Origin of the sequence: Capnocytophaga cynodegmi, assembly GCF_002302475.1 — a bacterium.
Taxonomy (GTDB): Bacteria; Bacteroidota; Bacteroidia; order Flavobacteriales; family Flavobacteriaceae; genus Capnocytophaga; species Capnocytophaga cynodegmi.
On record NZ_CP022378.1, the window covers coordinates 1,684,963 to 1,696,739 of the forward strand.

The window sequence follows — 11,777 nt, forward strand, 5'->3', positions numbered from 1 at the left end:
TTAATTCTGAGAGTTTTTCATTCTTTGAGATAATTTTTTTGCTTCTACGATATTATCTTCTATTGAACAATACGTCCAACTTCCATACCGTCCAATAGAGTATATATTACGATTGGCTAATTGCTTTTTGAAGCCTTCTACCATTTGCATACTCTTTTGATTTATATGTACATAGGCAGGATTCATCACAATACTGTGGTAGTCAATAAGTTTTTCATTTGAGATAACTCCAATTTTCTTTAAATCAGAAAGTACTCGTGCCAAAACTTCTTGTGTGTTTCCTATATCAGCATCCTTTGGAAAACCAAGCTCCACGTACAAAGACATTTTTTTTGATTTAATAATATTATCATAATACCCCAAACGATAAAAACAAATATCTTTATTAGGAACGTACACCCAACTACTTTCTTTGTCCTTTCCTTTTCTGTCAAAACCTAAATTAAATACCATTACTTTATTCCAAGTAAAAGCTGATTTGTCATAGGAAATATTGCACAATTCGAGTAATTTGGGAAAAGGTATTGTTGAAATAAGTCTGTCAAAGGGAATCTCTCTTTTATTCGTATATGCAACCTTATTTGTTATATCTATTCGTCGCAATTCTTCCTCTAGAAAAACATTATCTTGTTTCACATTCTTAAATAAAGATTTGACATATTCTATTGCACCTTCTGATGAATAAACAAAACTATCATTGTATGAGCTATTATTTTCTTTTTTAAAATTTAAAATAATTTCTTCTTTATTTGCCTTTGGAAAAAATCGTCCCATAGCTTCTGCATCTAAGTCATTTAGATCGCAGGCGTAGAGTTTTTCGTTATATGGAATTAAAAACTTATCGGATATACTTTTGCCTAGATTGGCATAAACCATATCCTTAAACGTTTTTACTTGAATATTTTCGGTATTAAATAAATCGTATAAACATTCTATAAACTCCTCTTTTTTAAGCTGGTGAATGTTTTTTTGAAAAGGAAAATCAATATATTTACCTTCATAGTATATTTTTGTTACTTTTTTTACTGTTTTAAGCGTTCTGGGTTCTATGTGCCTACAAACTAATTCTTTCAATTTTTTATCTCTAAAATGAAAGAAATGCCCAGAGTAATCCCATACATATCCATTTCTTTTGATCGTTTTGCAATATCCTCCTATTTCTTGGTCTTTATCGATCATTAAATAATCGTTATCAGTGAAAGTTGCGTATGCAATTCCTGAAATACCAGCTCCTACAATTAGATCCATATTTCTCTATTTTTTATATTTAAAAAAACCATTGAATGCCCAATGAGTTAAGTAGTATAAACTTTTAAACAATCCTAATTTTTCTATTTTGTAATATACAAGGAATTGAGGTTTTATGACCTTCTTTTTGTTGCCCGTGGTACTTGATGTGAATACACGATATGAAGCTAACACTTCCTTGTTTCCATAAGCTATTTTAATTTTTTTTAGCATTTCAAGCCAGTAAACATAGTCATCTCTTAAACTTTTCAATTCTTCTTTAAAAAATTGCTCTCCTACTATTTTTTTATCGTAAATACTTGTAAGACAGGATATAGGGCAGGTTTTTAACAAGCTCCTGTAGGTGACTTCGTCAGGTACAATAAAGGGATTCAATTTTTCATTACCATTTTCATCGATACGTTTATAGGAAGCAAACACTAAGCCTGCTTTTTTCTGTTTTAAAAAAGTCATTTGTTTCTCAAAAAAGGAGGGCTCCAGTAGGTCATCAGAGTCCAAGAAACAAATATAGCGTCCCTGTGCCTTACTTAATGCGTTATTACGAGCTGCTGCGGAGCCCACATTATTCTGTCGTATTAATTTGATTCTGTTATCTTTATCAGCATATTGCTCAACAATTTCTGATGAATTATCTTTAGAACCGTCATCAACAATGAGCATTTCCCATTGTGTATAGGTTTGAGATAATACAGAGTCTATCGTTTGCTCCACATATTTGGAGGCATTATACATAGGTGTAATTATGGATACTAAATTTTGTTTCATTATTGTTAATTTTAGAAGTTCTTCTTTAGATATCGATATGTTTTATAAATAACTCTAGTTATGAATGGTAAATGTAATAATGAGAAGCTTATGGTTATCTTTTGAAAAAATCCATAACCATTATCACTAAACAAATACTCAAATTTATTAACATCTGGACGGACAGTGTAGAAATATTTGGCATATTGTCTATCCAGCAGGAACATTTTTTTCCAAAAAATAAGCATTATTTTAAAGGCTTCTTCATATCTTCCGTTTGTTTGTTCCAAAATTTTTTCAAAAATTCTGATGGAATGAATGGTATCTTCAATATGAGAAGCATTCATTGTTTTGGTGATAGAATTTGTATTGTATTGAGTATAATGAAGAAAAGGTTGTGCAACATATGCGACCTTACTTGTGGTTAGAAAAACTTTGAACATTGTTTCAAAATCTTCTCCCATATCAACCTCACCTGTTGGGATAAAACCATTTTTTAAATAAAATTCCCTGCGTACCAAAGTATTACATAAACTTGGATGAACTCGCCCCAACATAATACTTTTTACATTATAGTCAATATCTGCTTTATATTCTTCTTTTCGATATTTTCTTTTACCATTTAAAAAACTAATGTAATAATCACAAGTAACTACATCGCTTTTTTCTTCTTCGGCTTTTTTGTACAAGGTACTTAACATATTGCGTTCTATCCAATCATCTGAATCTATCTGTATGACATATTTTCCAGAAGCGGCGAGCATTCCTTTCCTTCGACTTTTGCCAATACCTAAGTTAGTTTCGTTTTCAATAAGCTTTATATCGTTTTTTCTTTCAGAATCGGCAGCCTTTTGCTTGGCGATTTCAAAACTTTTATCAGGAGTACAGTCATTTATTAGGATGTATTCAACATCGTCTAAATCCTGATTAAACACTGAATTTAAACATCTTTCAATGAAAATCTCGGCTTTGTATATAGGAATGATAACAGTTGTTTTATAATTTTTATCCGCTTTCATAAACTAAAAATTAAGTTCATAATGGTATTTGTTTTCTTCAACAAGGAGAAATGTATAGAAAGAATATGTTGAAGGAATCAAGAAAATGAATAGTAAAGCTAATCTGGTTTCGATGTTTTTTGTTTTTTCAAGTAATATTGGTACTAAAATAATTTCCAACAACCTGAAAAACATATTGAATCGTGTTGCTAATAAATTATATTGAAACAGAGAGATATAAATAAAAAAACCCACCAAATACATAATAAATAATTTGTCTAAAATGGGGTTTTTAATCATTTCTCTGAAATAATACAAGACAAACAATAGCAAAACCCTTGTTGTTATTTGAAACATTGAGGTGGATTCAGAAAAAAGCGTTATATAAACAGTACTAACACCCAAAACATCAAACAAAAGTTTTCCTAATAAATCTAATTTAAGGCATATAATAGAAAGCGAAAATCCTACTAAAAAGAACTGCTTTATATTTATTTTATATAGAGTCACCAAATAGGCTACAATAATGAGCAAGCCTGTCAAATGAATCAAACTCGCAATAACGCTCAATAAAATCACGTAAAGTAGTTTCTTTTCAAAAATAAAAGGTAAAGAAAAAATGAAAATACCCATTGCTATTCCTTGTCGCATACCATTGAAAGGATAGGTAAGGTAAAAGACCAGTAAATAAATAAAAAATGATATAAACATATATTTTATATTCATTCTTTTTAATCCTAAATAAACAGGAAAAATAGATAAAAAGGCACAAATAAGGAAAAAATAGAGAGACTTTGTTGTAAGTAACTTTATAAATGAAACAAGAAAAACAAATCCAGGCTCTACTGCAACCATCTGAAAAGTAGAGTTTTTAGAAAGAGGTGCTATTGCATGCCAAATATCTAAATAAGCGAGATAATCTATTCCAGTGTTGACTCTAATACCTGCCAAAAATACAAGCAACAACATTGAAAAAAATGTTATGACCTTGAATTTTTGCTTATAAACTAATTGGGCGACAGATAAGGATAAAAAGTATATATATAAGATAAAATATATCATTAATTATATGTATTTTCTGTAAATTTCATAGAATTGACCCAACAATAATTCTTTCAATAACCTGTTGAAAAAATATCTGTTGTATTTTTTTCCTGAAATATGCCTTTCTTCTATTAACAAATCTATGGAAGAAGACGACGATAATCCTCCATATAAGAACTTTGAAACAATAACCTCCTTGTATTTGAACTTTGCTCCTGCTTTGTATATATCAAAAAAGAATTTATAATCAGCACATATCCTATAAGTTGTGTTGAATAAATATTTTTTGTAGAGATTACTTTTGACAAAAGAACTTTGGTGACAAAAAGGCATTCCTCTCTCAATATGACTTATCGGTAAGGGTTTTTTTAAAGAAATCTTTTTAGGAAAAATAATAACCATACTTCCGTATATTATGTCAACTTCTTCTAGATTATTTGCTTTGAAAAATTTACTTAAAACTTCATTGTCGTAAAATTTGTCTCCTGCATTCATAAAATTTATCCAGTCTCCGTTTGCTTTATAAATGCCTTTGTTCATAGCATCATAAATACCTTTGTCTGGCTCACTGATCCAATAGGCTATTTTATCTTGATACTTTTTTATTATATCAATTGTACCATCAGTACTTCCCCCATCAATGATAATATATTCGATGTTGGGATAGGTTTGATTGATTACAGATAAAATGGTCTGTTCAATGGTTTTTACAGCATTGAATGATACAGTAATGACTGAAATTAAATGTTTTCTATTTTTCATTAATAATTTTTTTGTACAAATCTACATACTTAGGTATTAAAGCTTCATTAGAAAAAGAGTTCATAATTCTTTGTCGGGCATTTTTGGACAAATCCTCGTAGTTTTCATTATTCAATACCCACTCTATTCCGTTTTTTAGATCTTCGCTACTAAAAGGAGAAGCCAAATACCCGTTAACCTTATGTTCAATTATGGTGGGAATTCCTGTAGTATTAAAAGCAACGACAGGGACTCCACAAGCCATTGATTCTGTGGTGGTTTGTGGAAGATTCTCCTGTCTACTTGGTACGACCATAACATCCGCACAATTATATAAACTTACCAAACTTACATCGTCATAAAGTCTACCAACATACGTGACTTTATAATCACTTAATGGCTGTTTATAACTTGGCTCAGAACTACCAAAAATAATTATTTCAACATTGTTTGTTTTTAGTAAATTAAGTGCATTCTTTAGTAGTAGAAAACCCTTTCTGTCATCACTCACTGCACTAATTGCTCCGAAAATAATAATTTTTTTATCCCTAGGAACATTCCATATACTCCTGGCAATTTCTTTAGGTAGGGGTTTGAAAATATTTACATCAATAACATTAGGTAAATGAAAATGTTTCTTATTTTTCAATAAAGAACTTCTTTGTGCTTCATTGTGAATCCAGTTACTTGGACCTATGATTATCAAATTATCAATTTTTCCATACACATCGTTTTTTCGTTTCCATCCCTTTCTACTTAAATCATTCTCTTTATTGGAACCCAGTACTTTTGAAAATCCACATTTTTCAAGGTAATGTTCTTGATTTTCGTCATAGTGCTCTCCACCTGTGAAAGCCCACATATCGTGCAATGTCCACACAATAGGTTTTTTGATCTTAGCTAAATCTTCTATTGGCAACATTCCTCCACAAATCCAATGTAAATGAACCACATCTGGATTAAGCTCATCAATTCTATTTAATACTTTACTAAAGGGAAACCAAGCTGGTGAGAAGGGAGTCTTAGTTCTGTTTTTGTAGCATTTTAAAGGTAATGCATCCAAAAAAGGACGTAATAAACTGTAAGCTTTTCCTAATTTTGTTTTATAAACAGCCTGTACGGTGCTATCATCACTATTTTTAGTTTGGACAAGCATTTGGCTATCCATACCTATTTTCAGTAACGCTTTGTGGAGTCGATATGCTGCCCGAGCTGCCCCACCCTCTATATCGTTTGTATTTATATGGAGTATTTTCATAAAATTTCAAAAAGAGTATTTTTAAACGTTATACATTGGAATTATTACACTAAATATCATGTCTTTCACAGCAAATTATGCTTTTTTATAAAATATCTACAAAAAACTACTTCTATCAATCCTGATAAAGTCATAGCAGTACATAAAACGATAATTTTATCGGATAAAGCAATTCCTATAAAACTGAATAGAAAAAAGCTACACATTGCTATGATTTGATTGTAGGTAATAAAATAATTGAATTGGTTGGGTAAAAAAACAAAATAAATATAGGCTCCTACTAATAAATAAAATAGTGTTGTTGGACTAAGGACAAGCAATAAAACATAAGCTTCAATCATTTGTTTTCCTCCTAACAACAAAACAGCCCAATACCCCAAAATAGTTATCAAAAATATTAAAACAATACTTAGTATGAACTCATATTTAATTATTTTCTTTATTTTTTCAGCTTTTAAATTCTCTAATAATTTAGGAAAAATAGCCCCATTGATACTTGTAAACAGAAATCTTGGTATACCTATAATTTTATTAGCAAGATCATATATAGCAACTTCTCTCATTCCAAAAAAACTTCCGATAATGAGCACCAATCCTTGGTCCTTCAATATTGAAATAAAATTAGTTAAAAACAGAGGGAATGCTTCTTTGTACCAATTTATTAGCTTTGAGAAAGAAACCAAATTTATTCTCAATTTCTCATATATAAGCAAAACTATGGTAGCCAACAATCCTCCTAAAATATTAGTGGATGTGAAAATTATGATAAATAACTTTAAATCTTCGGGGCGTTTTACGAAAGTGAAAATAAAAGGTAAACTTATTAGTTTAGATAGTAATTGTATAGCTGTTACCCACTTCATTTTTTGTACTGCCTGAAAATACCAATTGGGAAAAAGTATATTCGAAAACGTATTCAGAAATAAAATGAGATATAATTCATAATTTTGTTTCAGGGAAGGTGAGAAAAAAACTATTCCTATAAAAATTAAGAAACTAAACAACTGTAAATATATTTTTGCAGAAAAAATGGTGGAAACTATTTCTGATTTTTTCTCTAAAGAATCTCCAATGCTTACAATTTTTTTTATAGCAGGTAAGTCAAAACCAAACATAATAAAAGTAGAAAAGTAGGTAATCACGGAAAAAGCATAAACATAAAGGCCATATTTTTCCACTCCTAATGTGCTTATAAAGTAAGGGTAAAGAAATAAACCGAAAAAAGAATTTAGTACTTGTAACAAAGTCATAAAGAAATAGTTTTCAATAACTTTTTTGTTGTTGAAAATAATTGTCTTTATGTCCTTTATCTTTTCTAATTTCATTTTTTAACAGAAGTAGAAGTTTTATAACAATTGTTTTGGTAAGATTATTTACAAATAATTTCCTTAATATAGTCCTTAACACACTTTCTGGCTTTCCAACCTAAAGATTCGGTTTTTTCGGTTATCACGTCCGAAGCCATTCGGTTGCCTTTTCGTTCGGGTAGCATCTCTATTTTGCCACCAAACATTTCCGCTATTTCAAGAACGGTGTAAGTTTCCGAATTTCCAATGCCAAATTCATCGCCTAAGCCCTTTTCTCCAACTAAAAGTAAACCTTCAACAATATCATCAATGTGTGTGAAATTTCGTTGCTGTGTGCCAGGGGAAACTACTGTTAAGGGTTCGCCTCTTTTCATTTTTTCTGAAAATAAGGCAATAAGAGTGGCGTACTTCCCTTCACTGATTTCTCGTTTACCATAAACATTGTAAAAATAAACGATGGCATACGTTAGTCCGTACCACTCTCCGTAGTTTTTAATTAGTTCAGTATTAGATGCTTTTGACCAAGCGTATGGGCTTTGATTTCTTCCAATGCCTCCATCTCCAAATTTTGTACTGCTACCTGCATAAACCAATTTGCAATTGTGTCTTCTGCAAAATTCCAAAACTTTTGATGTGCCTACTTTGTTGAATAACAGAACTTTGTCAATATCTTCAAAACTCTGCTCCACACGAGAATATTCACCTAAGTGATAAACCAAATCGGGTGCAAAGTTAATCAATTCAAAGATATATTCCGTACTTCCTTCAATATATGTTACACCTGCGATGTGATTATCTCTACTCCCTGTAAAATAATTGTCAAGTGAAAATACTTCATTTTCAGGGTTTTTTACGAGTGACTCACATAAATTTGACCCTACAAATCCCGCACCTCCTGTTACTAATATTTTCTTGGTTTTGCTCATTATTTCCGTTAAACTATCCTTTTTTGCAACTTCTAATAGTACTGATTTACTCCTATTTGGAAATACTGAAAGCCCTTGCTGGGTAGGTCAAAAGCATTGTATTGATTTCTCCCGTCGAAAATGACTTTCTCTTTCAGTAATTTGCCTATTTCGTCAAAATCGGGTGAACGAAATTCTTTCCATTCAGTAAGTAAAAGCATTGCGTCAGCTCCTTTTAAGGCTTCATATTTGCTTTCAAAGTAGCTAATTTCTAAATCTTTTAAGTAAAATGTCTGTGCTTCGTGTGTTGCTTTGGGGTCGTAAGCTCTGATTTTTGCACCTCTTTTCACAAGTTCCCTAATGATGTAAATTGCAGGAGCCTCACGCATATCATCGGTTTCAGGTTTGAAAGACAAACCCCAGATAGCGAAAGTTTTTCCAGATAAATCTTCACCATATTTTTGGATAACTTTTTGAGCAATTACGTATTTCTGACGATTATTTACATTATCTACCGAGGCGATGAGTTCGGCATTATAGCCAACCTCTTCTGATAATTTTTTTAGAGCCAGAACATCTTTCGGAAAGCAAGAACCGCCATAGCCACAGCCAGGGTAAATAAAGCTATATCCGATGCGTGAGTCTGAGCCAACACCCAATCGTACTTTATTTACATCAGCTCCCACACGCTCGCATATGTTAGCAATCTCATTCATAAATGAAATTTTTGTTGCAAGCATCGCATTGGAGGCGTATTTTGTCATTTCGGCAGAACGTACGTCCATCGTGATAAAACGTTCGTGTTGTAAAAAAAATGAAGAGTAAAGGCTTTTCATTTTATTAAGAGCGTAATCAGTTTCTGCACCAATTACCACTCTGTCAGGCTTCATAAAATCCTGCACAGCTTTTCCTTCTTTCAGAAATTCTGGATTGGAAACAACATCAAATTCTATTGAAACTCCTCTTTTTTGCAATATTTCTGAAATAGTGGCTTTTATCTTGTCTACAGTTCCTACTGGTACGGTAGATTTATTAACTACAATTAGCCTTTTCTGCATTGACTCGCCAATGGATTTAGCAACAGAAAGAACATATTGTAAATCGGCAGAGCCATCATCTCCCATAGGAGTTCCCACCGCGATAAATACAATCTCAACATTTTCAATAGCTTGAGCTAAATTAATTGTAAAAGTTAAATTTTTACTTGCCACATTGCGTACAACCATTGCTTCAAGTCCTGGTTCGTATATGGGAATGATACCCTTTTTTAATTTTTCAATTTTCTCTGAATTTATATCAACACAAGTTACGTGATTTCCTACTTCAGCAAAGCAAGTGCCAGAGACCAATCCCACATATCCTGTTCCTACTACGGCTATTTTCATTTACGTTTTGAATGTTAAAAAAAATACAACTTTTTATTCCGTTTTGCAAAGATACATTTTTTAATCGTTAATCTCAGTATTGGCTTTTGATTTTCTTCCAGAGGATACAAAAAAGGAGAGGAAAAGTTGTGGAAAGAAAATTTTTATTTAATTTTGTTGGGGTAATTCTTTTTCAAATTTTTTATGCAAGTGAAAACTCGAAAAACAATAATTATTGTATTTGCAATAGTTTTGGCAGTGTTGTTGAATTATCTTCTTCCTTATGAAGAAAAGGTTAATAAAGGATTGGCTCTCTTAGCGTTAGTAGCTATTTTGTGGCTTACTGAAGTGATTCATATCACGGTTACAGCATTACTAATTCCTGTTTTGGCAATATTTTTTGGTCTTGAACAAACAAAACCAGCCTTACAAGCCTTTGCTAATCCTACTATTTTTCTATTCTTTGGAGGTTTTGCCATTGCAACAGCGTTGAGCGTTCAGCGGTTAGACCAGTACATAGCCAATAAGGTAATTTCGTTGGCACAGGGTAATTTTGCAGTGGCAATTTTTTTGTTGCTTTCCGTTACGGTTTTGCTTTCGATGGGAATTAGCAATACGGCAACTGCTGCAATGATGATTCCGCTTGGGATTGGAATGCTTAAAAATTTGGATTACAAATCTAATAAAGGAACTTATATGTTTGTAATTCTGGGGATTGCTTATAGTTCAAGCATTGGAGGAATGGGTACTTTGGTGGGTTCTCCACCAAACGCCATCGTAGCTTCACAACTGAATTTAACTTTTTCAACTTGGCTGAAATACGGAATTCCTGCAATGGCTGGATTGATGCCTTTATTCTTGCTGGCTATGTATTTCGTTTTCAGACCAAAGCTAAACATTAAAGTAGATTCAAATACTCAAACAGAAAAGTTGAATAAAAAGCAATATGTTACTATTGCTATTTTTGTAGTGACGGCTATTTGTTGGATTTTGGGAGAATATCTAAACGAGTCGATTTCACGCTTTTTAGGAATTGATAAAATAGGCTCTTTTGATGCAGTTGTGGCGATAGCAGCTTCTGTATTGGTTTGTTTGTCGGGAGTTGCAAGTTGGAAGCAAATACAAGAGAATACCGATTGGGGAGTTTTGATGCTTTTTGGTGGGGGACTTACATTGAGTGCTATTCTTACCAACTCAGGAGCTAACAAAGCAATGGTTGATGCTGTTGTGTTTCTTGTGGAGGGCAAACATTTCTTCTTGATAGGATTACTTGTTGCTGCATTCATAATTTTCCTTACAGAATTCACCTCAAATACAGCCAGTGCGGCTTTATTGGTGCCTATTTTTATATCAATTGCTGAGGCTTTGAATATGAATCCGTTAGGGCTTTCATTGCTCATTGGTTTGGGAGCTTCCTGTGCTTTTATGCTTCCTGTAGCAACTCCTCCGAATGCAATTGCATACGGAACGGGAATGGTAGGGCAAAAAGATATGATAAGAGCAGGATTTGTTTTGAATATATTAAGTATAATTTTTCTTTCAGTAATAGCATATTTATTCTGGTTTTGATAATCAATAATGGGTGGTTAATAGGCAGAAAATAGTTTGTTAACCACTCATTTTTTGTATATTTTGTATGAAAATTCTTCTTCTTTCCGATACGCATTCATATATTGATGACAGAATTATTGCTCACGCTCAGCAAGTTGATGAAATTTGGCATTGTGGTGATTTCGGTTCTATTGAAGTGATTGAAACTTTGAAAAAAATAAAGCCTTTACGAGGAGTTTATGGCAATATTGATGATGCGAAAATCAGGGCTGAGTTTCCGGAAGTAAATCGTTTTTATTGTGAAGATGTAGAAGTTTTGATGATTCACATAGGAGGGTATCCTAATAAATATTCTCCTTTGGCAAAAAAAGAAATTGAATTGAAAACTCCTAAAATATTCATTTCGGGGCATTCGCACATACTAAAGGTTATGTATGATAAGAAGTATCAATTGTTGCACTTAAATCCTGGGGCAGTGGGCAAACACGGGTGGCAAAAAGTACGAACAATGATTCGCTTTGAGATTGATAAAAAGGAAATCAAAAATATCGAAATTATAGAATTTCAAAGATAGCTTCATATCTCATCGTAAAAAACAACTTAAAGTAAAAGTTAAT

Annotated in this window: 11 protein-coding genes; 2 read left to right on the top strand and 9 right to left on the bottom strand. The window is 32.1% G+C overall.

Annotation, left to right across the window (positions count from 1 at the left end):
- From CGC48_RS07610 to CGC48_RS07650, 9 genes are all read right to left on the bottom strand, one after another.
- Nucleotides 1-1,248: a protoporphyrinogen/coproporphyrinogen oxidase gene (locus CGC48_RS07610; protein ID WP_098029106.1), complete on the bottom strand. Its 1,248-nt coding sequence runs from the start codon at nucleotides 1,246-1,248 to the stop codon at nucleotides 1-3.
- Between the two features lie 6 nt (nucleotides 1,249-1,254).
- The gene (locus CGC48_RS07615) at nucleotides 1,255-2,013 is read right to left on the bottom strand and encodes a glycosyltransferase family 2 protein (protein ID WP_098029107.1); all 759 of its coding nucleotides are present in this window, start codon (nucleotides 2,011-2,013) and stop codon (nucleotides 1,255-1,257) included.
- 11 nt (nucleotides 2,014-2,024) lie between these two features.
- On the bottom strand, nucleotides 2,025-3,011 hold the full coding sequence (locus tag CGC48_RS07620; protein ID WP_098029108.1) for a glycosyltransferase family 2 protein: 987 nt from the start codon (nucleotides 3,009-3,011) through the stop codon (nucleotides 2,025-2,027).
- 3 nt (nucleotides 3,012-3,014) lie between these two features.
- Nucleotides 3,015-4,052, bottom strand: a complete 1,038-nt coding sequence (locus CGC48_RS07625; protein WP_098029109.1) for an EpsG family protein — start codon at nucleotides 4,050-4,052, stop codon at nucleotides 3,015-3,017.
- A gap of 3 nt (nucleotides 4,053-4,055) precedes the next feature.
- Entirely contained in the window at nucleotides 4,056-4,796 is a 741-nt protein-coding gene (locus tag CGC48_RS07630) for a glycosyltransferase family 2 protein (RefSeq protein ID WP_098029110.1), read from the bottom strand.
- Nucleotides 4,786-6,033, bottom strand: a complete 1,248-nt coding sequence (locus CGC48_RS07635) for a glycosyltransferase family 4 protein (RefSeq protein ID WP_098029111.1) — start codon at nucleotides 6,031-6,033, stop codon at nucleotides 4,786-4,788. Before CGC48_RS07635 ends, CGC48_RS07630 begins: the two co-directional genes overlap by 11 nt.
- 65 nt (nucleotides 6,034-6,098) lie before the next feature.
- A complete protein-coding gene (locus tag CGC48_RS07640) occupies nucleotides 6,099-7,358 on the bottom strand; it encodes an oligosaccharide flippase family protein (protein WP_098029112.1) in 1,260 nt (419 codons plus the stop codon).
- A gap of 44 nt (nucleotides 7,359-7,402) precedes the next feature.
- Nucleotides 7,403-8,266 (bottom strand): NAD-dependent epimerase/dehydratase family protein, encoded by an 864-nt coding sequence (locus CGC48_RS07645; RefSeq protein ID WP_098029113.1) that lies wholly within the window; start codon nucleotides 8,264-8,266, stop codon nucleotides 7,403-7,405.
- A 32-nt stretch (nucleotides 8,267-8,298) separates the two neighbouring features.
- A complete protein-coding gene (locus CGC48_RS07650) occupies nucleotides 8,299-9,630 on the bottom strand; it encodes a UDP-glucose dehydrogenase family protein (RefSeq protein WP_098029114.1) in 1,332 nt (443 codons plus the stop codon).
- Nucleotides 9,631-9,813: 183 nt separating this feature from the next.
- On the opposite strand from CGC48_RS07650, the gene CGC48_RS07655 reads away from it, so the two are divergent.
- Both CGC48_RS07655 and CGC48_RS07660 read left to right on the top strand, forming a co-directional pair.
- A complete protein-coding gene (locus CGC48_RS07655; protein WP_098029115.1) occupies nucleotides 9,814-11,178 on the top strand; it encodes an SLC13 family permease in 1,365 nt (454 codons plus the stop codon).
- 67 nt (nucleotides 11,179-11,245) lie between these two features.
- Nucleotides 11,246-11,734 (top strand): metallophosphoesterase family protein, encoded by a 489-nt coding sequence (locus CGC48_RS07660; protein WP_098029116.1) that lies wholly within the window; start codon nucleotides 11,246-11,248, stop codon nucleotides 11,732-11,734.
- The last annotated feature ends 43 nt before the right edge of the window (nucleotides 11,735-11,777 follow it).